The following is a 25,031-nucleotide window of genomic DNA, read 5'->3' on the forward strand; positions in this document are numbered from 1 at the left end:
TTTCTTACTCGACGAAGTCTCGCCGAATGCGAACGGCGAGGTGGAATTAGTCAGGTGTGGTCAGGAGATGGTCAGGGATTGTCAGGTGTAGTTAGGGAATGGTCACAGGGTAGTTAGGAATTGGAGGGCGTATTTTTCTGACCAATAGAACTCGTCGGTGAGGCGGGCGGGGCGAAAACCGCAGTGCCCGCCGTCCTTTGTTGCCAGCAAAGTCACATTGGGGTGCGCTCGGAGCATGTCGATCGGCAGGCTTTCGAACGGCACGATCGGATCATTTTCTGCATTCACGATCGTCGTTGGTATCGCTATCTGCTCGACGAAAAACTTCGAGCTACATTCGGTATAATAGTGGTCGGCGCCTTTGAAACCATGCAGCTTCGCCGTGTAGATGTCGTCAAAATCGTACAATGTCCTCACCAGTTGATGGTCATCCAGACTGATTTTTTCCGGGAAGAAACGCGCCTTTTCCACCACTTTGGGTTTTAATGTATTCAAAAAACGGCGCATATAGATCTGATTACGAGGCTCAATGATCGACAGGCTGCATGCCTTAAGATCCATCGGCACACTGAACACGATCGCACCTTTAATGCGGCTATCGATACTAGCGCCTTGTTCGCCGAGGTATTTCAAAGTCAGGTTCCCACCCAGACTAAAACCCATCAGCCGCACATCGGAATATCCCTTTTCAAATGCATTCTGCACCACCGCGTCCAGATCTTCCGTAGCGCCGCTGTGGTAAAACCGGGCCGTCTGGTTCATTTCACCGCCGCAGCTCCGGAAGTTCCAGGCCAGGCAGTCGAATCCGTGGCGGTTCAGGAGTTTAACCATGCCCGTTATGTACTGGCGCGTGGTGTCGCCTTCGAGGCCGTGCGAGAGGATCACGAGCGGCTTCGGCCCCTCATTTTCGGCACGCGACCAGTCCAGATTCAGGAAGTCATCATCGGGAGTTACAATTTTTTCACGAAAATATTTTATACCATTTATTTGCCGGAAGAGCGCCGGGTAAATGCTCTGAAAATGTCCATTTGGAAGCCAGTAAGGGGATATTTTCGATTTAAGGTGGACTAGCGGCATGATATAAAACGCATTCTGATATATTGGAATAATTCTAAGGTAAAGAAAGTTTAATGTTGTATATCTGCTTTTTATGTCTAAATTTGGTCTTTACAATTAATAAGATCAATTCTAATGGCAGAAGGTACAGTTAAGTTTTTCAATGAATCAAAAGGATACGGATTCATTCAACCATCATCAGGAGAGAAAGACATTTTCGTTCATGTTTCAGGTCTTCAGGACGATATCCGTGAAAACGACAAAGTGTCTTACGAAGTAGAAAATGGAAGAAAAGGCCTAAACGCAGTTAACGTACGCGTTATCTAAGGTTAGTTCATAATAAAGACATTTCGAAAGCGCGCCCCTCCAGGGCGTGCTTTTTTAATGCCCTATTTCCTGCCTTTCGTTAAAGCTTCGTAAGCCTGCTGCGCTTCTTTATCCGACGGCTCTCTCTGCATGAGCGAACGGCGCTCACCTGCATCCTTAACCCACCGGTAAACCCACGAGAAGCCCCAGTTTCCATGATAATGCAATGGTAACTTGTAAGCCGGATCAGCCATCGCTTCGCCCAGGCTGATCATCCGGTATTGTTTCTCTTTCAGTTTTTGAACCAAAACCGGCAGATAATCCGTGTTGAGCCGGTTGTCGTGGCACAGGTAAATTTGTTTGATCGGCTTGCCTACCACTTTCAATGCTACACCTTCAAAGTGATCGAAAAGTTTCAGACTCAAATCCACATAACGGTTACCGATCGCTTTTGCTTCTTCCAACTTACCTTCTTTCAAAGCCTTTTCGTAAAGCTGTGTAAACAGCCAGTCCTCACTCTCAACGGTAAATGGTGTTGAAATGTATTGATGTTCAATCAGGAAAGCCCGCATTCGCACCTGCTCCGCACTGTCCTTACCCATTCCATTAAAAGGAAAACGAAAATAGTCCAGCTTTTTACCAGCCTTCTCCGCCATTTTCCGGGTCAACTCCTCCCCTTTTAAAACATCTTCGCTGAATGCGTCAAAACCGATTTCTCCGTAATTCGGGTGCGAATAGCTGTGGTTACCGACGGTCATGTAAGGCTTTGAAATCCAGCTTTGGAGCAGCATTTTATTTTGCTCAAAATCCTGGTTCTGTTTCAAATGTCCTTCGTTGATAAAAATCGCAACCGGCAGGTCCAATGAATCTAGTTTTTTCAACAACCGGGATGAATGACCGTCCGCTGTATATAAATGCACATTCGGCACATCATCGATAGTAATAGCGACGCTTCGCTCTTGCGCGTGTGCAGGTAATGCGAGCGCATACGCGACTGTGGCGAGCAGGTGCACGCGCATGTTCCGCAGGTGCTTTTTCATGGCGGGCAGATGGCGCTTCATCATGGCTTCCCCGGAATGCGTTCCCGCGCCTGCCGTTCGATCATCCATTGCGGATACTCGGGTTTTAACGCGCTGATTTTATTCAATTGATCCAGCTCGTCGGCGTTCAGTACCACGTTTGTAGCGGCGATATTGTCAGCCAATTGTTCCGGCTTTTTGGCACCGATGATCACGCTGGTCACAGCTTTCTGATGCAGTAGCCACGCCAATGCGATCTGCGCTACCGAAACCCCGTGCGCCTGCGCGATGGGCTGAATAACATCAATAATGTCGTAAGCCTTTTCTTTATCCACCGGTGGAAAATCGAAGTTATCGCGGCGGTTTTCACCCGTAGACTCGCTGTTGCGGGTATATTTTCCGGATAAAAACCCACCTGCCAGCGGGCTCCAAGGCATTAATCCCAGGTGCTGATCTTTCATCATCGGGATGAGTTCTCTTTCCAGGTCGCGACCGGCGATGGTGTAGTAATGCTGGCAAGCCACAAACTTCGTCCAGCCGTTTTTCTCCGCAATGCCGTTGGCCTTCATGATCTGCCACGCTGCGTGATTGCTCACGCCCAGGTAACGCACCTTACCCGAGCGCACGACATCTTCCAGGCCGCGCATGGTTTCTTCCAGGGACGTTTCCGCATCCACGCCGTGAATGTAAAACAGATCGATATGGTCGGAGCCGAGCCGGGCGAGGCTTTCGTTCACAGAATCCATAATGTGCAACCGCGACAGCCCTACGTGGTTCGCGCCAGGCGCCATCCGGCCACGGGCTTTGGTGGCGATAAAAACATCGCTGCGTTTCACGCCCAGCGTCCTGAACGATTGCCCCAGAATCTCTTCGGATTTGCCATATGAATACACATTGGCGGTATCGAAAAAGTTGATCCCGGCGTCCAGAGCCGTCTTCACCAATGCATTCGCCTCATCCTGCTGCACTTTTCCAATTACTTCAAAATAACCGTCGCCACCAAAAGTCATCGTCCCGAAACAGAGCTCGGAAACGAGCACACCGGTGTTGCCCAGGAAGTTATATTTCATGCGTGTTGCTGTTATGTGTGACGAATGTTTTTTGGACCGCCGACGGCCGACCGCCGTTTGTATTTCTGACCATGGACGATGGACCATAGACCATGTTGTTCGATGCTATTTCGGATTACTCATGGCCAATGGTCGGCGGTCCATGGTCAGCCATCGGCGGTCGGCAGTCAGCGGTCAAAAACGTTATTCAAACAAATCCTCCGACCGCTCCAACATCAATATCGACGACTGCGGAACGATCACGTATTTCTGGCCATCGTATTCGAGGTCGATGGCGTTACGCTGGAGGTAAATAGCGAGGTCGCCTTCTTTGGATTGCAAAGGCATATATTTCACTTTTTCTTCGGTCTCTTTCCAGGGCTCGTCTTCCGCAGCCACAGGAATAGGGTAACCCGGACCAACCTTGATCACGTAGCCGGTTTGCACCTGTTCCTTTTCGGTGACGGTCGGAGGCAGGTAGAGGCCGCTATTCGTGCGGTCGCTGGGGCTTTTGGGGCGGATCAAAACACGGTCCCCCACTACGATCAGGCTTTTGAGCCTGTTGTCGGATGTTACTTCGTACATTGTAATAAATGCTTAATCGGTAATAAGAACGTCAGGTAGTCCTGCAAAAATTGGGTAACAAATAAATAAGCGCAAATGTTTGCCGCGATCTCCTCCCTTTTCAGAACTGGAAGTAAATGAACTGGTTTTCGGATACGACACCCAAAAAGTAATTCGCCAGCAGAATCAGCGGGAACAATAAGAAGAACACGGTCGTATTTCGTGTTGGTATCTTGAGATAATAATGCTCCTTGATCAGCAGGAAAATAACCAGGAACACACAGAACCACATTTCGAGATGGTTCATAGGCGTTTGCAGCGGCTCCGAGAATGAGAAGCCGGCCATTTTTTTCAAAATCATGAACGAACGCCCCACCGGCGCTTTGTCATTCCGGAAGAAAACCCAGGTGATGGTTACCAACGCGAATGTAAAAACGACGCTCAGCGCATTGGTAATTGCGTTTTTGGGTATTTCAATGCCTGCTTTTTTCAACCATTTGTCGCGTAGGGAGGCCGCTACCTGGTAAAAGCCATGCAATGCGCCCCAAATCACGTAGTTCCAGCTCGCGCCGTGCCAGAGCCCGCTCACGAGGAATACGATAAACTGGTTGCGGTATTTCATCCATTCGCCTTTGCGGTTACCGCCCAATGGTATATAGAGATAATCTTTAAACCACGAGGAAAGCGAGATGTGCCATCTGCCCCAGAACTCCGAAATGGATTTGGAAATATAAGGCGTCTTGAAGTTGTCCATCAAGGTAAAACCCATCACACGAGCGGCGCCAATGGCAATATCCGAATAGCCGGAGAAATCGCAGTAGATCTGAAACGCAAAGAAAACAGTGGCTACGATGAGCGTCAGACCATTATGCTCTGCCGGATTTTGATAAGCTGCATCCACAAGCATCACGAGCCTGTCGGCAATCACCATTTTCTTAAAAAAACCGAAGGCCATTTGCATTAACCCTTCCTTTACCTGCTCGAAATCGTACTTGAAAAACGAGTGGTACTGGAACAGCATATTCTGCGGACGTTCGATCGGGCCGGCCACGAGCTGCGGGTAAAACATCACGTACAATGCGTAAATCCCGAAGTGCTTTTCGGCCTTTTGGTTGCCGCGGTACACCTCGATGGTGTAGCTCATGGCCTGGAAAGTATGGAACGATAATCCGATCGGCAACAGCAGTTTCCCGCTCCCGGTAGTCATCCACTCTGCGATCGGGCCGGGAACGATCCGCGTGAATGCAGGGAACATCGGCCTTAGATGCAGGTTACTAAGAATGGTATTCACCGAATCCTGCACGAAATCGTAATATTTAAAAAATGCGAGAATACCGATGTTGGAAATGAGGCTGATCACAAGCAGTAGCTTCCTCTGCTTCTGTTCCTGCGACTTTTCAATCCATATTCCGGCGTAATAGTCGATAATGATGGTTCCAAACAGGATCAGGATGAATACCGGTTTGAAAACCATATAAAAATAGCAGCTGGTGAGCAGCAAAAGCACCCAACGGCCGGTCCACGACAGGCTGAAATACGCCAGCGTGACTACTATAAAGAAAACTGCAAATTGAATCGAATGAAAATCCATCAGGTCAAATGTACTCCCGGTTGACTATTTCCTCTTTGATAATGAACAGGGGACGGTTTTTGGATTGAAAGAAAATCCGGAGCACATATTCTCCAATAATGCCCAGCGCCAGCAATTGCACCCCGCTGAACAGGATGATGACAAACAACAAGGCCGCAAAACCCTCGATCACGTGGGCGAAAAATAACTTTTTGAGTACCACCGTCGCGAAATAAATCAACGAAATCACAATGGCCGTCATACCCACCCGGCTCATGAACTTGATCGGGAATTCACTGAAATTGAAAATCCCGTTGTAAGCCAGCCTGAAAAGCTGCTTGAAAGTATATTTGGATTCCCCCGCGATGCGCGCGTCGCGCTCGTACTCGTATCCGACCTGCTTGAAGCCGATCCAGGAGCGCATTCCACGCAGGTAGCGGCTTTCCTCAGGCATTTTGTTCAAAACATCGACTACCCTGCGGCTGATCAATGCAAAATCACCACTGTCGAGCGGGATATCTACATAGGAAATCGAACGAAGGATGCGGTAAAACCAATGATAACCCATTCTCTTGACAAATCCCTCTTTACGCTTCTTGCGAATGGCGTACACTACGTCGTTTCCTTCCTGCAACAATTTGTAAAATTCCGGCAAGAGCTCCGGCGGGTCCTGCAAATCACCATCGATCACAAAGAGCGCTTCCGTGCCGCGTGCGGCGGAAATACCGGCGGTCAGCGCCAGCTGGTGGCCGTGGTTTCGTGATAAAAAAACACCGTGGTATCGCTCGTCCGTCAGGGCCACCTGCCTGATTTTAAGCGCTGTATCATCCTTACTTCCATCGTCGATCAATACCACTTCAATAGCAAGTGGACTGACGTCCATTAACGCATTGATACGCTGTACCAGTAGCGGGAGCGTCTCAGATTCATTATATAGCGGCGCGACGATTGAAATTTGAGGAGTTTTCAATATGCTGAGTTTTTCAATGACCAATAGAGGCAAAAATACACCTTTCGGTCTATTATCGAAACATTCTGTTATTTAAGGTATTGTCACTTTTCCAAGAACACCACCTTTGAGAGCGGCTCCTTCCACGTTCACGATTCCCAGATCGTACGTTCCCGGCAACAGGGAGGAGTGTGGTATTTCAATGTCAAAACCCTTATCGTACTGCTTGAAAAAGTTGCGCCCGTTGTATTTATGCGGCTCCATTTTGAAGAAATACAGGCGTTCTCCGTTACGCACGAATGCATACTCGCCATTCGAACGCGACAGGGAGATAGTCCCTTCCGGGTCGTTCACATAAATACCCTTTTCGCGGTGCGTGACGGTTACCTGGCGCTCAACCGGGAATGCCGTAGTGAGTGCATTCACCTGCCGGCCGAGTTCGTTTCCTTCTTCCGGATATTTGTAGACACCGGCTTTCACCAGGTGTTTCATGACATTATCCACGTACCGGGCGCCTTCCGAATAAGGCACATGCCCCAATCCGAAACCATTATGCTCCTGATTGTAGCCATTTACGGTGTAGTACTTCCTGCGCTCCGAAATAACCGGCAAATACGAGTAAATGGATACGCTCCAGATCACCAGCCCTACTACCGCAGCCCCTTGCAATGCGAGCCTGCGCACGCTTTGGTTTTGGGTTGAAACAACAAAGGACAAATAGGTAACAACCAGGAAAAGAGCCGGATATATTTTGTAATTACTTACTATCATCACAAAAAAGCCGAACCGGGGACGTAACAAACCGATCACCAGCGCTTCCACCAGCAGGAAGCTCAGAATACCTAGTAGAAATGCATTCAGATTGCCGGCACTTTCGCTCTGAACTACGACCGGGCCATTTTTGAACAAACCAAATGTACGCGCGAGCCAGGGCGTAATTTGCCGCCACAGCCAGATTACCACCCAGATCATGACCATGAAAGCCATCACCACCGGTAATGCAGAGCGCACAACGATGCTTTTCTCAGGAAAGAAATCAAACAGCCCGCCCAGGAATGTAAAAAAGCCAAGGACCGATAAATGCGGATTTTTGACAAAAAACGCGAAGCTCGACTCGTTACCCTGCGCCGACATGCCGTAGAAATACAAACCTACTGCCACGGCACCTACCAAAACCCAGGCAACCAATTGCTTGTACTGCGATCGGAGCAAGAGCACCGCCACACCCGCCGGCCATACGAAAATCCCGCTGCTCATGGCGTACGTAGCGCACACACCCGCAAGCAATGCACCTGTGAAGCGCTTACCCGAGAGCAAAAACATGGATAGTACCACAAAGAAAACCACCGGCTGATGCTGCCAACCGCATATAGCCCAAAGGAAAATCAAATGGTATTGAAGCTGAAAAAGCAAAAATGGAACGGGCAGGAAATACCATATGCTCAGAGTAGAGCGCTTGAACGCCCGCCAGAACACCACGAGGGTTCCTAATGTAAAAAATGCCGCTGCAATATGCAGGAGTGTAAAATTGAGGTGCCCTGTAACCCAATAGTAAACGAGTGTAGCCAGCTTCCCCACCACCATCCGGTGCTCGTTATTAGGCTGAAACAGCAGTTTCAAACGTTCCGGTAATGAATCACTGGTGATCCATTTGTGCAGAAAATCGGGGAACGGATCGAAATCGTCGTACCAGGGCAGGTTTACCGAGTAGTACAGGATCACTCCTACCCACAACGTCACGGGCACTGCCGCTACCAGGAAGAAAAGCGGCTTTTTATTGCTGTTGTCCACCTTCGGTATCTTTCATGTAAATGGCCTCCTTCCCAAAATAACCCGCTGTGCATTTATTCCACCAGTGGGTAGGGTCGGTTTTAATGTCGTCGTCGAGGAAAATCGTCATCGGTTTCGAACGGATGGGCGGCAGGTACAAAATGTCTTCCTGCGAGCTCTTGATCAATGCATAACGCTGGTACATTTCCTTGTCGAATGCGGCCGCTTTACCTTTCAGCAGATCGGTATACATCATTTTGACATTGCTGCTGCGGACAAACGAAAGCGCCACCGACGCTACTAGTATCGCGCAAACGATGCCATACCGCACGGCGGTCAGGCTCAGGAGCGTGATTTTTCTCTTTTTGAAATAATGAAAAAGCACTCCGATGATATAGAACCAGCCGATCAGGAAAAAGAAATATACGCAGTTGATCACACGCGGCGTAGGCTCGATCCCCACCCCGTAATAAGAAGGGAACAGTTGCGCCGAGAGCACCCCGATAAAGAGCAGCACCGCGTACCATACCGGGATCGAGAAGTAATTACGCGCGCCGTCCGACAGCCGCGAGAGCACGAAAAGCCAGGCCAGCGTGAAAAATATAAGGGGCGTCCTGAAAACCCAGTCGAAACCCAGATAGGCCAGTTTTTTAAACGAGGAAACTACCGAGAAAGGAATGTTTCCGCCCAATGGGTTACCGCCGATACGCGCTGCATTACCCGGTGATGCAAAGTAGAAATAGCAGGAAAGCGCCGTCACCACCGCCATCGAAACCATAAATGCATCGACCTTCCGGTGGAAAAGTACCCGGTAAGCAAGCCACGCGCCTACGAGCAGCACCATAATCAGCAGGTTCGTTTCACTGCTTCCTATCACCGCAAATATCAAGAAGCCCGAAAGCGCCCCTACAAAGAGCTTAGCAGGTTGCGTGTCCTGGCGGTACCAGCGGAGCACGAGCACGATCCAGAGCAATGTAAGGATATTCGGAACCGTATAGGTCACAAATGCCGCCATCCAGTAGAATGCCTCCGAAATACTCATCATTTTGAGGATGTACAGGAAGAAAACCACACCCGCAAATCCCAAATGCGCCAATCGCGACAATGTAGGCGTTAGGTGCCGGAAGAGGCTGTACAATGCAAAGACCATTCCGAGCAGCAATATGACCGGCAACACTTTAAAACCGGCGATCGAATGGAAGAGCAGCGGGCTCGTGTGGTTGAGGAATATTCCAAAGTAGCGGCCCGTCCATTCGGTATAGTACAGTTTCATGGCCTCGAACCAGCCAATTTTGAACACTGTAAAAATGTAACAGAAGTCGTCCGCCGGCGACGGATGGTTGAAGTACGAAAGCGCCAGCAACGGCACCAGTACGGTCAGCATCAGCAGGATATTCGCCCAGTTGCCGACAACCCGGTATTTTCGATAAAATCTATTCATTGACAATTTTTTCTATGATATAGCGTGGACGGCCTTTTACTTCTTCATAAATCTTACCGATATACTCCCCGATCAGGCCAAGCGCCATCATATTAAATCCGCTGAAAAATGTGAGCGGCAGCATAGTCGACGTCCACCCCGCCACTGTGTGACCGATCATGTATGAAAAAAGAATGTACACGACGATCAGCATCGCGATAAAGAAATTGGCAAACCCGAAATACAGCACCAGCCGCATTGGGAATGTAGAAAACGACGTAATACCGTTCCAGGCGAAAAGCAGCATCTTGCTGAGCGGGTATTTGGTCTCGCCTGCCTCACGTTCCAGACGGCTGTAAAACACCTTTTCGTTTTTAAAACCGATCAGCGGTACAATGCCCCGGAGGAACATATTGATCTCCCGGAAGTTTCCAAGCTCTTTGAGTACCCGCTGGTCCATCAAACGGAAATCCGCATGATTGAACACCACCGGAACGCCCATTTTTTGCATTAACACATAGAAGCCTTCGGCAGTGACCCGCTTGAACCAGCTATCGGAGCTGCGGTCGCCGCGCACGCCGTACACAACCATCGCGCCCTCGCGGTGCTTTTCAATCATGCCGGTAATGGCATTGATATCGTCCTGCAAGTCGGCATCGATCGTGATAAAACAGTCGTAATCGTTCACATGCTGCTCCAAACCGGCCATAATAGCACTCTGGTGGCCAAAATTCCGGGAAAGCCCGACACCGATGATATTGTAATCCTTGCTGCAAATGTCTTCGATGATCGACCAGGTTTTGTCCCGGCTGCCGTCGTTCACAAGACAAATGCGGCTGTCCTCTGCGATGAGGCCCTGCTCCTTGATGCCGTTGTAGTAGGTGTTTAATTTAGCGTACGTCCGGTACAAGATTGCTTCTTCATTGTAGCATGGCACGACTAAAAGTAAACGAGCTGGATTCATATGTCACCCTGTTGGTTGAATCGACAAAAATAGTAGTAATAAGTTAATAAGCTCCCCTTCCCGGCAACCGGCAGCTCAATATGATCTATTTACCGGCTTCAATTATCTTACGGTTATTCTTCTTCAATACGGTCGTCGTCAGCAACGGATACAGGATTACTGCCAGCAAAATCAGCAGCGTACCCATGTAAAAGCCTTGCGTCATTCGCTCCTTTTCTCCGAAAATAAAAAAGGCCAGTGCAATGCCGTAAACGGGTTCCAGATTGATAGTCAGGTTAATGAGGTACGCAGAAAATTGCTTCATCAGCTGCGTCGCCATCGTACTTGCGTACACGGTACACACGAGCGCGAGGAACAATATCCATACCCAATCCCCCTGCGCCGGAATGAATGGCGCTCCGCCGTTCCAATCTTTGCTTTCTGAAATCCCGAGAAACAGCAGCGAAAACAATGACGCCCCCGACATTTCATAAAAAGTGATCACCCAGGCATCAATCCGCTGCACGAGCCGGCTGTTGGCTACTGTAAAACTTGCCGCAAGCATGGCCGAAGCGATGGCAAGCCCCAGGCCTAATGCATGGTCAAATTCAAATCTGAAAACCACATATAAACCGGCAAATGCGAGAATACCCAGTCCCACTTCGAGCGGACTAATTTTCCGTTTATTCACCAACGGTTCCAAAAGACTGGTCCAAAGCGACGTAGTGGCCATTCCCGCCAGGCAAACCGAAGCGGTAGAAACCCGGGCCGACGCGAAAAACAGCATCCAATGGGCGGAAAGCAAAAACCCCACCCCCACTATCCTGGCCAGATCGCGACCGGCAACCGCAAAGCGCTTTTTTGATAACAGCAGGACAACCCCCAGGCCGATAGCTGCAAAAAACGTCCGGTACAATACCAATGCAACCGGCGAAATCGACACCATCAGCCCCACAATGGCCGTGAAGCCCCAGATCATCACCAGGAAATGCAAATGCAGGTACGAGCGAACGGAAGTGGAGGAAAGCATACTACCTCGGTAATGTTTTATAAAGCAGCACCCCGATCAGTGAAAATACGATATTAGGCAGCCACACCGCAAAAAGCGTGTTGATCGTACCCGCTTCGGCCACGCCTTTGGATAACAAAAAGAAAAGGATGTAAACAAATGCCAGCATAAAGCCCAGGGCAATCTGCCAGCCCACCCCGCGACGGCTCTTCCGGGCCGAAACGATCACCCCGATCGCCGTCAGGATCAGGATCGCGAACGGTTGAGTGAAGCGGATATACTTTTCGATCAAATACACCTCCAGACCATCGGCGCCGCGGCTTTTCAGCAGCTCTATGTAGGCATTCAGCTCAGGTAGTGTAAATGTTTCGTAGAGGTTATAATCACTTTCGAAATCTTTGGGGGAGAGGTTAATGGTCGTATCGATCTCCGTTCCTCGGCTAAGCCGCTCGCCGAGGCTGTCGAGCGTCCGTACCTGGTAGTTTTGCAGCGTCCATTTCTTCTTTTTTGGTTGCCAGACGATTTTCTCCGCATAAAACTTTTGGAGCAATTTCGTACCCTTGATCGTCTCCATTGTGAATTTATTCCCGGTCTGCGTGGTGGTATTGTAGCTTTCCAGGTAGGCATACACATCAGGCGCGATCGTGATATGCACATTATGCCCGCTGAAATAGAACTCGTTTTTTACATAAGTTTTTTCAAAACCAACCCGGATCTTGTTGGCCTTGGGCAAAACCCATCCTACCTGGATGAACGTCAGGATACCGAGCACAATCGCCCCGGCCATGTAGGGCATCAGCATCCGCGTAAAACTGATCCCGCTGCTCAGCATCGCGATGATTTCCGTGCGCGCAGCAATGCGCGAGGTGAAGAACACCGTCGCGATGAACACCATCAGCGGGCTGATATAATTGATCCAGTAGGGAATCAGATTGAGGTAATAATCGACGAGGATCTCCCTGAGCGGCGCTTTTTTATCGAGGAAGTCGTCCACCTTTTCGGTGTAGTCGATCATACAGATAATCAGTACGATGACGAACGCCACGAATACGTAGGTAATCAGGAAGTTTTTGATCAGGTACCGATCGAGGATTTTAAAGTTCATGGCTGGTTATGGTCTCATCGGCGCTGTACCAGCAGGTTTTTGGACACTTCGAGACTGATAAACAACGTCGGACCGCCGTTAATCTGTACGGACGCCGACTTGTCATATTCATTAATTTCCTTCACTTCTATCACCGCGCCGAGCGTAATCCCCGACCGGTCAAGGTGTTGCAGGAAAGAAGGGGCATGATCGAGTACCCCCATCATTAACACTTTTTCACCAACGTGCACGTCGGTAAGGATCAGATAATCGGGTTCCGTAAGATTTCCTTTCGCATCGGGGATAGGATCTCCATGTGGATCGAACTTCGGATGCCCCAGGAATGCGTCGAGCTTTTCCACCAGCACTTCCGATGGAACGTGTTCCAGCTCCTCGGCAATATCGTGCACCTCGTCCCAGCCAAAACCCAGCTTTTCAACCAGAAAAACCTCCCAGAGGCGGTGCTTGCGGATCACCTTGATCGCCACTTTCTCCCCGCTCTCCGTCAATGTTACACCCTGGTATTTTTTATAATGGATCAATCCTTTGTCAGCCAGCTTGCGCAGCATGTCCGTCACCGACGCGGCACGTGTTGACGTACTCTCCGCGAGCGCATTCGTGCTCACCTCTACCCCGTCACGTCCGGAAAGCGCGTGGATGATCTTTAAGTAATTTTCTTCTGTGAAAGAATTCTGCATGCCTTGTAAGCCCCGGTTACCAATCTTAAATATCCGGCAAAAGTACGATTTACTATCTGTAAATTAAAAAATTTAGACTAACCTAAAAATATATTCAGAATTTCCTTATCTTTGTTTTCAGAGAACTAAATTGTTTATTTCGGAGACTACGGGAATGATTGACGATTTAAAAATAGATAAGTCTTTGCAAGAGAAAACACCGGGCCATGATGAGCAGCTCCGCTCATTGTCCGAAGTTCACTCCTCTATTTCGGTACCGGAGGGAGCTGGTTTCTGGAAAAAAATGGCCGCATTTGCGGGCCCTGGCCTGATGGTGGCCGTCGGCTACATCGATCCGGGCAACTGGGCTACCGATATCGAAGGCGGCTCGCGGTTTGGCTATACCCTGCTCTCCGTGATCCTGATCTCGAACCTCTTTGCCATGCTTTTGCAACATTTGTCGCTGAAACTCGGCATCGCATCCGGCCGCGACCTTGCGCAGGCCTGCCGTGATTACTACTCGCGTCCAGTATCATTTGTACTCTGGCTTCTCTCAGAAATCGCCATCGCAGCCACCGATCTCGCCGAAGTGATCGGTTCCGCTATTGCATTGAACCTCCTTTTCGGCCTCCCATTGCCTGTCGGCGTCGTTTTCACGGCTTTCGACGTGCTCATTGTGTTGTATTTCCAGCAAAAAGGATTCCGCATTATTGAAAGTATTGTGGCGGGATTGATGACCATTATCCTGCTCAGCTTTTTGTACGAAATGATCGTCTCGCAGCCATCGCTGGCCGGTATTGTGGGAGGCTTGATGCCTAAAAAAGAGATCGTGACCGACCCGGGAATGCTCTATATCGCCATCGGTATCCTTGGTGCCACCGTGATGCCGCACAACCTGTATTTACATTCCAGCATCGTTCAGACCCGTAATTTCAGGAAAGACGAGACAGGCAAACGTTCCGCGATCCGCTTCGCCACCATCGATTCGACCGTTTCGCTGGCCCTGGCTTTCTTTATCAATGGCTCCATCCTCATCCTGGCCGCCTCGGCGTTCCACGCCAACGGCCATTTCGAAATCGCCGACATTACCGATGCCTACCACCTCCTCGACCCTGTGCTTGGCGTGAGCCTCGCGGGCATATTCTTCGCGCTTGCGTTGCTGGCATCCGGCCAAAGTTCCACGCTCACCGGTACCCTCGCAGGCCAGATCGTGATGGAAGGCTTCCTCAACATCCGCCTCAAACCCTGGGTACGTCGACTCCTGACGCGCGGTATCGCCATTATCCCTGCGCTCATCGTCTCCTATTTGTACGGCGAACGGGGTACAGCCGAGCTGCTCGTACTCAGCCAGGTAATTCTTTCTCTGCAACTGAGCTTTGCCGTGGTACCGCTGGTGTTTTTCACCTCCAACAGCAAAATCATGGGGCCTTTTGCCAATTCCAGGCTGCTAAGCGTTGTAAGCTGGGTTATTGCGTTGATTATTATCGGGTTGAATGGGTACCTGCTTTTCAACACTTTTACCGCATAGTGTCGCATTGACAAATTAAATTTGTATACTGTAATTCCGTCTTTGCTAGCGGTTTCCTAACTTTCGCCGTTTTTCATAAAAGGTGGATGGAATCAAAACACAAAGTTGACAAGGTAACGGCCGCCGGGCTTCTGGTGGCGTTCGGCATTATCTACGGCGACATCGGTACGTCGCCGCTCTATGTAATGCAGGCGATTATCATGAATGAGCCCATCACCGAAGAAATTATCTACGGGGCGATTTCCTGTATTTTCTGGACGCTGACGCTCCAAACCACCGTTAAATACGTAATCCTGATCCTCCGGGCCGATAACCGCGGCGAGGGTGGGATTTTCGCGCTTTACGCGCTCGTGCGCAAGCATGCGAAGTGGCTCACGGTGCCCGCGGTGATCGGGGGAAGTACGCTACTGGCCGATGGCGTCATTACGCCGCCTATTTCCGTCTCTTCTGCGGTAGAAGGTTTACAACTATTATACCCTAATATTCAGACGGTCCCGATCGTCATTGCCATTCTTACGGCGATCTTCATCATCCAGGCATTCGGTACCAAAGTGGTAGGCCGTGCATTCGGGCCGTTGATGGTAACCTGGTTCGTGATGCTAGGCGTGCTGGGTCTTAACCAGATCAAAGACCACCCTGAAATCCTGAAAGCCCTTAATCCGATCTACGGATATGACCTCCTGACGAAACACCCCGGTGGTTTCTGGATGCTCGGTGCGGTATTTCTCTGTACGACTGGTGCCGAAGCGCTGTATTCCGATCTCGGTCACTGCGGCCGCGAAAACATCCGGATCAGCTGGATATTCGTTAAAATATGCCTGATACTGAACTATTTTGGTCAGGGCGCATGGCTGATCACCGAAATGGGCAACCTGCTCGACGCCCGCAAACCATTCTATGAGATCATGCCTGAATGGTGGCTGCTGCCAGGCGTCGTCATCGCGACATTGGCTGCTATCATTGCCAGCCAGGCCGTTATTACCGGCTCATTTACGCTCATTTCGGAGGCTATCCGCCTCAATTTCTGGCCCAAGGTCCGCCTCATTTATCCAAGTGATCAGAAAGGCCAGCTGTACGTGCCGAGCATTAACTGGCTCCTCTGGCTGGGCTGCTGCGGTGTGGTGCTGTTTTTCCAGAAATCATCCAACATGGAAGCGGCGTATGGCCTCGCGATTACGCTCACGATGATCATGACTACGATCCTGTTCTCCTATTATTTGTATGTCAAACGGGTCAACCTCTGGATAGTAATTGTTTTCATGCTTATATACCTGTTCATAGAAGGCATGTTCCTGGGCGCCAACCTGCTTAAATTCACCCACGGAGGCTGGTTCACGATCATGGTCGGCACGCTGGTGGCAGGGCTGATGGCCGTTTGGCTCAAAGCATTCTACATCAAGCTCAGGCTCACCGAATACACCAAACTGGAAAAATACCTGCCGGCATTGCACGAGCTGAGCCGCGATATCAGTATTCCAAAATATACGACCCACCTTGTTTTCATGACCAACGCCTCGCGCGCGTCGGAAATCGAAACGAAGGTTATCTACTCCATTTTTCAGAAACGTCCGAAACGCGCCGATGTGTACTGGTTCATCCACGTCGACATTACGGATGATCCTTATACGATGGAATACAAGGTATTATCCGACGAAGACGCGCACGACAATGTGATCAAAATCAACTTCCGGCTCGGTTTCCGCGTCGACCAGCGGATCAATATGTTCTTCCGGAAAGTAGTCGAGGATATGGTTTTGAACAAAGAGGTAGACATTACCAGCCGGTACGAGTCGCTGAGCAAGCAGAACATTACCGGAGACTTCCGTTTTGTGGTACTGGAAAGATTCCTTTCGTTTGAAAACGACCTCCCATTCCTGGAACAGCTCGTAATGAAAACCTACTTCTTCGTCAAGGATTTCACGACGCCGGAAGACAAATGGTTCGGGCTCGACAGCAGTTCCGTTAAAATCGAGAAGGTACCGCTCATTATCCGGCCGGTAGAAAACGTGAAACTAAGGCGCGTTTTCCATTAATAACCGCTACTAAGAACTTTGAAAGGATCGATATTGCCAGTAACATTGCCGGTATCGATCCTTTTCTTTTTCAAACTATTCCCTTTACTATTCCAATGAATCTCCTACGGCGCATTGCCATTCCTGTGCTAGTACTTTTCATGCACGCCATCGACTCAACGGCCCAAAACAAGGTGACCATCCCCATCGAAACCACCCAGAATGCGCTGGTATTGCAAACCGATCAGGATAAGCATTTGTCGATCATTTACTTTGGCAAAAAACTGGCCCAAGCCGCCGAATATGAGCTGGTAAGCACCCAAAACCGCCAGCGCGACGGCAATGCGGGCATTTACAATTCGGCTTACACGCCGGCTGGCTCATGGAGCATTTCCGAGCCGGCCTTGCAAATTACACACGCCGACGGCAACAAATCCACGGACCTCGTTTATGTAAACCACCAAACCACGCGCGAAGGCGACAATGTAGCAACCACCAGCATTCAGTTGAAAGATCCCGTGTACGCGGTGGAGGTGACATTGTTTTACAAAACCTACGCCCGCGAGAATGTGGTGGAGCAATGGAGCGTGATCAAAAGCGCTGAAAAAGGAGAAATTACATTGAACAAATACGCTTCTGCGAACCTCTATTTCCCCGGCAAGGACTTTTATCTGACACATTACAACGGCACCTGGGCGCGTGAAATGAACCCCGAAGAGGAGCAGCTTACGGCCGGTATCCGCGTGCTGGACTCCAAACTCGGTACCCGTGCCAACCTCTTCCAGCCTCCCAGCTTCCAGCTTTCCTTTGATAAGCCCGCTACCGAAACCGAAGGCAAAGTCCTGCTCGGAACGCTGGCGTGGTCGGGCAACTTCCGGATGGATTTCGAAGTCGATTCCTACCATAACCTACGCCTCATTGCCGGCATTAACAACTATGCTTCCGAATATCCGCTGGCATCCGGCAAGGATTTCAAGACACCTTCGTTTATCTACACATTTTCGGAAAACGGCAAGGGCGAAGCCAGCCGGAACCTCCACAACTGGGCGCGTAAATATCGCATTCTCGACGGGGAAGGCTCTCGTCTTACGCTGCTGAATAACTGGGAAGCCACTTATTTCGATTTTAATGAGGAAAAACTGTCGGGGTTGTTCAAAGACGGCAAGAAGCTGGGCGTAGACCTGTTCCTGCTCGACGACGGCTGGTTTGCCAACAAATATCCCCGCAACGACGATCGTGCAGGGCTTGGCGATTGGCAGGAAAACGTCAAAAAACTCCCGCACGGCATTGGCTACCTCGTGAAGGAGGCCAAAAATGCGGGTATTAAATTCGGTATCTGGGTAGAGCCCGAGATGGTAAACCCTAAAAGTGAACTCTACGAAAAACACCCCGACTGGGTGATCCGCCAACCGCAGCGTCCCGAGCACTATATGCGTAACCAGCTGCCGCTCGATTTGTCGAATCCCGAAGTACAAAACTTTGTTTTTGGGATTCTGGATAAGCTTTTCACCGAAAATCCCGAGATCGCGTACATCAAATGGGATTGCAATGCCATTACTTTCAACGCGCATTCGGCGTACCTCGAGAAGAGCAAGCAAAAGCAATCGCAGCTGTATGTCGATTACGTAAAAGGCCTTTACAAAGTCCTCGAAAAGCTCCGCGCCAAATATCCGAAAGTACCTATGATGCTATGCTCCGGCGGCGGCGGCCGGGTCGATTACGAGGCATTGAAATACTTCACCGAGTTCTGGCCGAGCGACAACACCGACCCGCTCGAACGCATTTTCATGCAATGGGAATACTCCTACTTCTACCCCGCCCTCGCCCAAAGCGCGCACGTGACCGACTGGGGCAAGCAGCCACTCAAATTCCGCACCGACGTAGCGATGATGGGCAAGCTCGGATACGACATTGTAGTGAGCCATTTGAATGAAAAAGACCTGCAATTCGCCCAGCAGTCCGTCGCTACTTACAACGCGATCAAGGACGTGATCTGGCACGGCGACCTTTATCGACTGGTAGATCCGAAGAAAAATGAATTTGCATCGCTGCTTTTTGCGAGTAAGAATAAGGATAGGGCAATCGTGTTCTCCTATTTAGTGAGTAACCGCAACGGCGCGGGATCGGACATCGCCGTTCGTTTGCAGGGACTGGATTCGGCTAAGAAATACAAGGTTAAAGAGCTGAACCTCTATCCGGATTCGAAATCGCCGGTTAAGGAAGAGCAGGTTTATTCGGGGGACTTTTTGATGACGGCCGGGTTCAATCCGGTTGTGAATGCGAGGAGAGCGAGTGTGATCTTGGAGGTTTTAGAGGTAAAATAAGAATCAATTTAAGCGATATTTTTCTTATATCAACAAATTTGTTAATTTAGTATAGATCAATCTATATTATTTTGAGAAATTTGTTGATTTATGGCAAAATCGATCAAACTCAAACCCATATCCGAAGAACTGGTTTTAAGCAGGCTCCGGTTTGAAAATCCCTGGTGGGTGTCAGGTAAAATCGATCCGGAGTATCACGGCATGCAGCCCAGGCTGTACTTCGGGCTGTTGCACCAGTTGGTCGGTGAAACGAGTGTAAAACGGGCTGTGGTTTTGATGGGCCCCAGGCGGGTAGGAAAAACAGTGATGATGCACCACAGCGTCCAAAAGCTACTGGACGACGGTGTAAACCCTAAAAAGATCGCATTTATCAGCATCGACAATCCCATCTATCTTTACATGGGGTTGGAACAGCTGTTTGCGCTCGTACGCAAGGCGGTGGCAAGTGACGATCTGAGCGACTGGTACCTCTTTTTCGACGAAATTCAGTATCTCAAAGACTGGGAAGTGCATTTAAAGGTGATGGTTGACAGCTATCCTCACACCAAGATCATTGTTTCCGGATCGGCTGCCGCAGCGCTTAGGCTTAAAAGCAATGAAAGCGGCGCAGGACGGTTTACCGAATTCATGCTTCCACCACTGACTTTTCACGAGTATATCCAGCTAAAGAAATTTGATCACCTGATCCGTCCTTCGTCCATTGCCTGGAATGGCAATGTAAACAAGTTCTTCACCAGCAGCCATTTGACCGAACTCAACAAGCATTTCATCGACTACATCAATTTCGGCGGTTATCCCGAAGTCATATTTTCCGAGACGATCCAGGCCAATCCCGGGAGGTACATCAAAAGCGACATAGTGGATAAAGTTCTCTTGCGTGACCTGCCCAGTCTTTATGGTATCCAGGATGTGCAGGAACTCAACGCATTCTTCACGACGCTCGCGTATTACAGCGGCAATGAGGTGTCGCTGGATGTGCTTTCGAAAAGCAGTGGTATCGATAAAAACCTTTTGAAAAAATACCTGGAATACCTTGAAGCCGCATTCCTGGTGCGAGTTATCCACCGCGTCGACGACACGGCCAAAAAATTCCAGCGAGCCAATTTTTACAAAATTTTCCTTACCAATCCTTCGCTGCGCAGCGCCCTTTTCGTGCCTCTCGAAGCCACCGACGATTTATTTGGGAGTATGGTTGAAACAGCCATCTTTTCGCAGTGGATACACCGCTTCTGGTTCACGCCCTGGTACGCCCGCTGGACAAATGGAAAATTTCAGGGCGAAGTGGATATGATCGGTTTGGATAACAAATCGCTGAAACCTGCATGGGCCGTGGAGGTAAAATGGAGCAACAGGTACTACGAGCGCCCCGAGGAGTTAAAGAGCTTGTTACAGTTTTGTGAAAAGAACAATCTGAAATCCGCCCTTGTCACAACCATTGATAAGGAAGGGACGATAGAAAAAAACGGCATAACGCTTAACTTCGTCCCTTCCGCTATTTACGCCTATATCGTGGGTGTGAACACGCTGGAAATACGCGGCAAATTGTGATTATTTCAAATAAACCCCTTCTTCCTCCGCTCGGCTCAAAACCACTTCCACATGCTCGGTAAGCGTGGTGCTCAATGAATATCCTACATAATCGGCGTGGATCGGGAATTTGTGGTGGCTGCGATCTACGATTACCGCTACCTGAACCTTTTTCATCGGTACTTTCAGAAACGGTTCCAATGCGAAAGCCAGTGTGCGACCGGTATTCAAAACATCGTCCGCGATGATGATCACCTGGTTTTCCACGTTCAGTTCATGATCGAACAAAACAGGGCTTTGCTGGTGGATGTTTTTGTCGAAACGGAGCTCGATAAGTTGCGCGTTGAGCGGTGAAATTTCTGTGAGTTCGGCTACCAGTCTTTTGGCAAATGCAAAACCTTCACCGGCTATTCCGGCGATGATAATGCCTTTTTCCTCAAAATTCTGTTCATATATTTCAAAAGCGATCCGGCGTATTTTCTGGCCTGTTTGGTGGGCACTCAAAATCTGACGCCTGGATACCTTGCTGTTCTCGGTCATTGGGTATTGGTAAGTTAAAATCTTAGCAGCGGTAAAAATAGCAAACCATCATGCCACTTCATAGCGCAGCGAAATTCTTTAACCAATTCGCAAAAGTCAACTCGTGGAGCGGCAATTCCAGACTTACAATACCCATTTCGACCTTCGCCTGCCCGATGCGCTCCGTCCGGATTTCCATCAATGCTTTTTCATAAGGCTTCGGAAATTCGGGATGTGCCTGTATCGCCACCATATTTTTACCGACGCTGAACATGCCGATCGGGCAGTCCTGCGACTCGGCCAGCAGCTTGCTGTCCGGTGGCAGCTCCATTACCTGGTCCTGGCACATCATCAGCAGGTTGAACGACTGCCGTGCCGGCACCATCCATTCTTCCTGGCTTAATACCTGAAAATTATGCAAACCCACGCACCAGCCCACAGCGGATTTCTGCACCTTACCACCCAATGCTTCGGCCAGCATCTGATGCCCGAAGCAAATGCCCAGGTACTTTTTCCCCGAATCACGGATTTCACGCACAAACTCTTTCAACCGATGAATCCACGGCTCATCGTCATAAACCGAAAACTTGGAACCGGTGCAAACATATACCTCGCATTCGTCCGCCGAAGCCGGAAAATGCCCGTTGCAAACATCATAAAATACAAACTCCCAATCCGGAGCAACCTGTGAGAACAATGCCGGAAACATATCGCGATAATCCCCCGCGATCGGCAAAAGTTCTTCGCGCACATGGTCGCATTCCAGCAATCCGACTTTTGTCATACTATATGCTACTTTTTATCAAAAAGCTGGTTCAGTTCAATGGTAAAGTCGGGTAGTGTAATCGAAGTAAGTGCCTGACCTACGGTATACGGCTTCAATCCAATAAATTTTCCTTCTTCAATTAATACATACACGAAAACCACTTCGTCATTCGGCTCTACCAGCCAATATTCCTTCACACCAGATTCTTCGTACACGTCAAACTTGTTGTCCATTTCCTTCCTGGTATTGCCGGGAGAAAGTATCTCGATAATCCAGTCGGGTGCGCCCAGACAGCCTTTTTCATCTATTTTAGCCGGGTCACAAATCACTGAAATGTCAGGCTGCACAACTGTGAGAATTTCCTTGTCTGATTGAACATCGAACCTTGGAAGTCGCACATCAAATGGAGCTGCAAAAACCTGGCAATCTCTGTATTTAAGCAATTGCCATATTTCGGATAAAAGCATCCCTGATATTTTTTGATGACGAGTGCCTGGTGCAGACGGGATTTTGAAGATCTGCCCTTTGATCAATTCGAGACGTTCCTCAAACTCCCATTGCAAATAGTCGGCATAGCTATACGTGCCATTCAAATCCAGTGTGTCGATGCTCTTCATATCTCAAATTGGCTGGTTTTCGATTAAAGATAGCCTAACAAACCAAGTTACCCTATTTTCAAATGAAAAGACTTAGGCCGCGTTAATGCCTCGTAACCGACCACGGACAACGTGCAACCGCGTCCCGAATTCTTCACGCCCGTCCATGCCAATGCAGGGTCGAGGTAGTCGCAGCGGTTCATGAACCAGGTACCGGTTTCGACTTGCTCGCCGATCTGCAATGCCGCATCGACGTCCGAGGTCCAGATGGAGGCAGTAAGGCCGTATTGGCTGTCGTTCATCAAACGAATGGCCTCCTCATCGCTCGCAACGGGCATAATGCCTACCACCGGCGCGAAAGTTTCTTCCGTCATAATGTCCATCGAATGGCTCACATTCACCAGCACTTGCGGTGCCAGATATGGCGTGCCCGACTGGTGCGCCGGAAACAATGCAGGGTCGATCAACGCGGTAGCACCTTGTGCAATAGCGTCATCGATCTGCTTCTGGGCAAAGCTGGCTGCTGATGTCCTTACCATCGGCCCTAATGTCGTTTCAGCATCGCGCGGATCGCCCAGAACGTAGGTTTTGGTTAATGCTTCAAAGCCCTTGATAAATTCGTCATAAACGGTCTGATGCACATAAATGCGCTCGATTCCGCAGCACGACTGCCCCGAATTGAAGAAAGAGCCGTCCACCAGGTTTTCAACTGCATCGGCCAGGTTCGCATCCGCGCGTACGTACGCAGGATCCTTTCCACCCAATTCGAGCCCACCGACAATAAACCGCTCATTGATAGCTTTCTGCACCGCATGTCCGCCTTCCACCGATCCGGTAAATGCCACATAGTCGACCCGCGCATCACCAATCACTTGCGCCACCTGCTCATGGCTCAAATGCAGATACTGAAACACACCCTCCGGCAAGCCGGCGTATTCGAATGCGGCTGCATAACGCTCGGCACAAAGGGGTGTCTGCTGTGCATGCTTCAAAATCACCGCATTACCCGACATAATGGCCGGTATCACCGAGTTCACGGACGTCAGATAAGGATAATTCCACGGCGCCACCACGAACACCACACCTAGCGGCGCTCTTTTCACAAATCTTTTAAAACCAGGAATTTCATCCACTTCGACGTCTGCCAGCGCTTTCTCGGCCACCGAAATCATATAGTTGGCCCGCTCCTGAAAGCCCCTGCGGATCTCGTTCGCCGTGTAGCGCACGGGGCGCCCCATTTGCCAGGTCAGTTCCAATCCGATTTCGTCGGCATTGTTCAGAAAATATTCGACCGCCTTCCTGCAAATCGCCTCACGCTCCGCCAGCGTCGTTTTTTTCCATTCCTTTTGCGCGGCTACCGCTTTTTCCAAAGCAGCCTCCACGGCCTCAGCATTCGCCAATTCGCGCTCCACATACACAGAGCCGTCGATCGGGCTTATTGTTTTTTGAATCATTTTTTTGAAGGGAGAAAAGGGAGGAAAGGGAGGACGGAGGAAAGAGAACCGGGATAGAGCCTCCTCCATCCTCCCCTTCCTCCATTCTCCTTCCTCCCATTAAAGAGGTGTTACATATGCCGAAGTAATACCGCCATCGACGAGAAAGTCGGTGCCGGTAACGAAAGATGCCTCATCCGAAGCGAGGAACAATGCAGCATAAGCCATTTCCTTCGCTTCGCCGAAACGGCCCATTGGGATGTGTACCAGGCGGCGCTGTTTCTTTTCTTCGGTATTCAAAAACTTCATCAGCAGTTCCGTGCGCAGCGGGCCCGGGCATAATGCGTTCACACGGATGTTCTCCCGAGCGTGGATGACCGCGAGCTCACGCGTAAGTGCGAGCACCGCTCCTTTACTCGCCGTATAAGCCACCTGCGGTGTAGCCGCGCCCAAAATAGCTACAAACGATGCGGTATTAATGATCGAGCCGCCACCTGCGCGCTTCAATGCCGGTATACCGTATTTGCACCCCAGGAAAACGCCTTTCGCATTGATATTCATTGTCAGATCCCAGATCGCTTCTTCGGTAGTAACGGCATTGTCATCGTCGCTGTGCATGATACCCGCGTTGTTGAAAAGGATATTCAGCTTTCCGAATTTCTCTTCGGTAAACGCCACCGCCGCTTCGCAGTCGGCCGCTTTGGAAACATCCGAATGCAAAAAGTAAGCCTCTCCGCCGTTTTTCACGATCTCATCGACCGTCTCCTGACCAGCGGCGTCGTTCACGTCCGTCACGACGATCTTAGCTCCTTCTTTGGCAAATAAAATAGCAGTTTCACGACCGATTCCGCCGCTTCCACCTGTAATAAGCGCGACTTTGTTTTCTAAGCGCATGGGGTTTGATTGGTTA

The 25,031-nt window shown here is 49.8% G+C and carries 22 protein-coding genes; 5 read left to right on the top strand and 17 right to left on the bottom strand.

Annotated elements, in window-relative coordinates:
• Positions 1 to 102: 102 nt before the first annotated feature.
• Positions 103 to 1,077 carry an alpha/beta fold hydrolase gene (locus J2Y43_RS04420; RefSeq protein WP_309981071.1) on the bottom strand — a complete coding sequence of 325 codons (975 nt, stop codon included), beginning with the start codon at positions 1,075 to 1,077 and terminating at the stop codon, positions 103 to 105.
• Between the two features lie 114 nt (positions 1,078 to 1,191).
• Between J2Y43_RS04420 and J2Y43_RS04425 the strand changes: the two genes are divergently transcribed.
• Entirely contained in the window at positions 1,192 to 1,383 is a 192-nt protein-coding gene (locus J2Y43_RS04425) for a cold-shock protein (protein WP_090386381.1), read from the top strand.
• Between the two features lie 62 nt (positions 1,384 to 1,445).
• On the opposite strand, the gene J2Y43_RS04430 is transcribed toward J2Y43_RS04425, so the two are convergent.
• The 11 genes from J2Y43_RS04430 to J2Y43_RS04480 form a co-directional block, all read right to left on the bottom strand.
• Complete coding sequence (locus tag J2Y43_RS04430) at positions 1,446 to 2,471, bottom strand: polysaccharide deacetylase family protein (protein ID WP_309981070.1); 1,026 nt, start codon at positions 2,469 to 2,471, stop codon at positions 1,446 to 1,448.
• A complete protein-coding gene (locus J2Y43_RS04435) occupies positions 2,423 to 3,451 on the bottom strand; it encodes an aldo/keto reductase (RefSeq protein ID WP_309981069.1) in 1,029 nt (342 codons plus the stop codon). Before J2Y43_RS04435 ends, J2Y43_RS04430 begins: the two co-directional genes overlap by 49 nt.
• A 183-nt stretch (positions 3,452 to 3,634) precedes the next feature.
• On the bottom strand, positions 3,635 to 4,015 hold the full coding sequence (locus J2Y43_RS04440; RefSeq protein WP_019942063.1) for a co-chaperone GroES family protein: 381 nt from the start codon (positions 4,013 to 4,015) through the stop codon (positions 3,635 to 3,637).
• A 100-nt stretch (positions 4,016 to 4,115) separates the two neighbouring features.
• Entirely contained in the window at positions 4,116 to 5,585 is a 1,470-nt protein-coding gene (locus tag J2Y43_RS04445; RefSeq protein ID WP_309981068.1) for an MBOAT family O-acyltransferase, read from the bottom strand.
• Between the two features lie 4 nt (positions 5,586 to 5,589).
• A complete protein-coding gene (locus J2Y43_RS04450; protein ID WP_309981067.1) occupies positions 5,590 to 6,534 on the bottom strand; it encodes a glycosyltransferase family 2 protein in 945 nt (314 codons plus the stop codon).
• A 72-nt stretch (positions 6,535 to 6,606) separates the two neighbouring features.
• Positions 6,607 to 8,304: a hypothetical protein gene (locus tag J2Y43_RS04455; protein ID WP_309981066.1), complete on the bottom strand. Its 1,698-nt coding sequence runs from the start codon at positions 8,302 to 8,304 to the stop codon at positions 6,607 to 6,609.
• Positions 8,288 to 9,724 carry a DUF6056 family protein gene (locus J2Y43_RS04460; RefSeq protein ID WP_309981065.1) on the bottom strand — a complete coding sequence of 479 codons (1,437 nt, stop codon included), beginning with the start codon at positions 9,722 to 9,724 and terminating at the stop codon, positions 8,288 to 8,290. Before J2Y43_RS04460 ends, J2Y43_RS04455 begins: the two co-directional genes overlap by 17 nt.
• Positions 9,717 to 10,667 carry a glycosyltransferase family 2 protein gene (locus J2Y43_RS04465; protein ID WP_309981064.1) on the bottom strand — a complete coding sequence of 317 codons (951 nt, stop codon included), beginning with the start codon at positions 10,665 to 10,667 and terminating at the stop codon, positions 9,717 to 9,719. Before J2Y43_RS04465 ends, J2Y43_RS04460 begins: the two co-directional genes overlap by 8 nt.
• 85 nt (positions 10,668 to 10,752) lie before the next feature.
• Positions 10,753 to 11,676, bottom strand: coding sequence for a DMT family transporter (locus tag J2Y43_RS04470; protein WP_309981063.1), 924 nt, complete (start codon positions 11,674 to 11,676; stop codon positions 10,753 to 10,755).
• Between the two features lies 1 nt (position 11,677).
• Positions 11,678 to 12,760 (bottom strand): LptF/LptG family permease, encoded by a 1,083-nt coding sequence (locus J2Y43_RS04475; RefSeq protein WP_309981062.1) that lies wholly within the window; start codon positions 12,758 to 12,760, stop codon positions 11,678 to 11,680.
• Between the two features lie 14 nt (positions 12,761 to 12,774).
• A complete protein-coding gene (locus J2Y43_RS04480; RefSeq protein WP_106597815.1) occupies positions 12,775 to 13,437 on the bottom strand; it encodes a metal-dependent transcriptional regulator in 663 nt (220 codons plus the stop codon).
• A 154-nt stretch (positions 13,438 to 13,591) separates the two neighbouring features.
• On the opposite strand from J2Y43_RS04480, the gene J2Y43_RS04485 reads away from it, so the two are divergent.
• The 4 genes from J2Y43_RS04485 to J2Y43_RS04500 all read left to right on the top strand — a co-directional run bounded on the left by J2Y43_RS04485 (position 13,592) and on the right by J2Y43_RS04500 (position 20,828).
• Positions 13,592 to 14,944 (top strand): Nramp family divalent metal transporter, encoded by a 1,353-nt coding sequence (locus J2Y43_RS04485; RefSeq protein WP_309981061.1) that lies wholly within the window; start codon positions 13,592 to 13,594, stop codon positions 14,942 to 14,944.
• Positions 14,945 to 15,030: 86 nt separating this feature from the next.
• Positions 15,031 to 16,977 carry a KUP/HAK/KT family potassium transporter gene (locus J2Y43_RS04490; RefSeq protein ID WP_309981060.1) on the top strand — a complete coding sequence of 649 codons (1,947 nt, stop codon included), beginning with the start codon at positions 15,031 to 15,033 and terminating at the stop codon, positions 16,975 to 16,977.
• A 95-nt stretch (positions 16,978 to 17,072) separates the two neighbouring features.
• Positions 17,073 to 19,280 (top strand): alpha-galactosidase, encoded by a 2,208-nt coding sequence (locus tag J2Y43_RS04495; protein ID WP_309981059.1) that lies wholly within the window; start codon positions 17,073 to 17,075, stop codon positions 19,278 to 19,280.
• 90 nt (positions 19,281 to 19,370) lie between these two features.
• Positions 19,371 to 20,828, top strand: a complete 1,458-nt coding sequence (locus tag J2Y43_RS04500) for an ATP-binding protein (protein WP_309981058.1) — start codon at positions 19,371 to 19,373, stop codon at positions 20,826 to 20,828.
• On the opposite strand, the gene J2Y43_RS04505 is transcribed toward J2Y43_RS04500, so the two are convergent.
• The 5 genes from J2Y43_RS04505 to J2Y43_RS04525 form a co-directional block, all read right to left on the bottom strand.
• Positions 20,829 to 21,347, bottom strand: a complete 519-nt coding sequence (locus J2Y43_RS04505) for a phosphoribosyltransferase family protein (RefSeq protein WP_309981057.1) — start codon at positions 21,345 to 21,347, stop codon at positions 20,829 to 20,831.
• 58 nt (positions 21,348 to 21,405) lie between these two features.
• Positions 21,406 to 22,110 (bottom strand): glutamine amidotransferase-related protein, encoded by a 705-nt coding sequence (locus tag J2Y43_RS04510; RefSeq protein WP_309981056.1) that lies wholly within the window; start codon positions 22,108 to 22,110, stop codon positions 21,406 to 21,408.
• Positions 22,111 to 22,118: 8 nt separating this feature from the next.
• Positions 22,119 to 22,709: a Uma2 family endonuclease gene (locus tag J2Y43_RS04515; protein ID WP_309981055.1), complete on the bottom strand. Its 591-nt coding sequence runs from the start codon at positions 22,707 to 22,709 to the stop codon at positions 22,119 to 22,121.
• Positions 22,710 to 22,756: 47 nt separating this feature from the next.
• The gene (locus tag J2Y43_RS04520; RefSeq protein WP_309981054.1) at positions 22,757 to 24,142 is read right to left on the bottom strand and encodes an aldehyde dehydrogenase family protein; all 1,386 of its coding nucleotides are present in this window, start codon (positions 24,140 to 24,142) and stop codon (positions 22,757 to 22,759) included.
• Positions 24,143 to 24,241: 99 nt separating this feature from the next.
• On the bottom strand, positions 24,242 to 25,015 hold the full coding sequence (locus J2Y43_RS04525) for a glucose 1-dehydrogenase (protein WP_106597807.1): 774 nt from the start codon (positions 25,013 to 25,015) through the stop codon (positions 24,242 to 24,244).
• Positions 25,016 to 25,031: the final 16 nt, after the last annotated feature.

Origin of the sequence: Dyadobacter sp. BE31 (assembly GCF_031457695.1) — a bacterium.
GTDB lineage: Bacteria > Bacteroidota > Bacteroidia > Cytophagales > Spirosomataceae > Dyadobacter.

Coding starts and splice junctions, on each gene's coding strand:
- J2Y43_RS04510 (WP_309981056.1), bottom strand. CDS start 22,110: ATGACAAAAGTCGGATTGCTGGAATGCGACCATGTGCGCGAAGAACTT.
- J2Y43_RS04505 (WP_309981057.1), bottom strand. CDS start 21,347: ATGACCGAGAACAGCAAGGTATCCAGGCGTCAGATTTTGAGTGCCCAC.
- J2Y43_RS04515 (WP_309981055.1), bottom strand. CDS start 22,709: ATGAAGAGCATCGACACACTGGATTTGAATGGCACGTATAGCTATGCC.
- J2Y43_RS04475 (WP_309981062.1), bottom strand. CDS start 12,760: ATGAACTTTAAAATCCTCGATCGGTACCTGATCAAAAACTTCCTGATT.
- J2Y43_RS04460 (WP_309981065.1), bottom strand. CDS start 9,724: ATGAATAGATTTTATCGAAAATACCGGGTTGTCGGCAACTGGGCGAAT.
- J2Y43_RS04435 (WP_309981069.1), bottom strand. CDS start 3,451: ATGAAATATAACTTCCTGGGCAACACCGGTGTGCTCGTTTCCGAGCTC.
- J2Y43_RS04480 (WP_106597815.1), bottom strand. CDS start 13,437: ATGCAGAATTCTTTCACAGAAGAAAATTACTTAAAGATCATCCACGCG.
- J2Y43_RS04465 (WP_309981064.1), bottom strand. CDS start 10,667: ATGAATCCAGCTCGTTTACTTTTAGTCGTGCCATGCTACAATGAAGAA.
- J2Y43_RS04495 (WP_309981059.1), top strand. CDS start 17,073: ATGAATCTCCTACGGCGCATTGCCATTCCTGTGCTAGTACTTTTCATG.
- J2Y43_RS04520 (WP_309981054.1), bottom strand. CDS start 24,142: ATGATTCAAAAAACAATAAGCCCGATCGACGGCTCTGTGTATGTGGAG.
- J2Y43_RS04470 (WP_309981063.1), bottom strand. CDS start 11,676: ATGCTTTCCTCCACTTCCGTTCGCTCGTACCTGCATTTGCATTTCCTG.
- J2Y43_RS04500 (WP_309981058.1), top strand. CDS start 19,371: ATGGCAAAATCGATCAAACTCAAACCCATATCCGAAGAACTGGTTTTA.
- J2Y43_RS04445 (WP_309981068.1), bottom strand. CDS start 5,585: ATGGATTTTCATTCGATTCAATTTGCAGTTTTCTTTATAGTAGTCACG.
- J2Y43_RS04425 (WP_090386381.1), top strand. CDS start 1,192: ATGGCAGAAGGTACAGTTAAGTTTTTCAATGAATCAAAAGGATACGGA.
- J2Y43_RS04485 (WP_309981061.1), top strand. CDS start 13,592: ATGATTGACGATTTAAAAATAGATAAGTCTTTGCAAGAGAAAACACCG.
- J2Y43_RS04430 (WP_309981070.1), bottom strand. CDS start 2,471: ATGGATGATCGAACGGCAGGCGCGGGAACGCATTCCGGGGAAGCCATG.
- J2Y43_RS04525 (WP_106597807.1), bottom strand. CDS start 25,015: ATGCGCTTAGAAAACAAAGTCGCGCTTATTACAGGTGGAAGCGGCGGA.
- J2Y43_RS04420 (WP_309981071.1), bottom strand. CDS start 1,077: ATGCCGCTAGTCCACCTTAAATCGAAAATATCCCCTTACTGGCTTCCA.
- J2Y43_RS04440 (WP_019942063.1), bottom strand. CDS start 4,015: ATGTACGAAGTAACATCCGACAACAGGCTCAAAAGCCTGATCGTAGTG.
- J2Y43_RS04490 (WP_309981060.1), top strand. CDS start 15,031: ATGGAATCAAAACACAAAGTTGACAAGGTAACGGCCGCCGGGCTTCTG.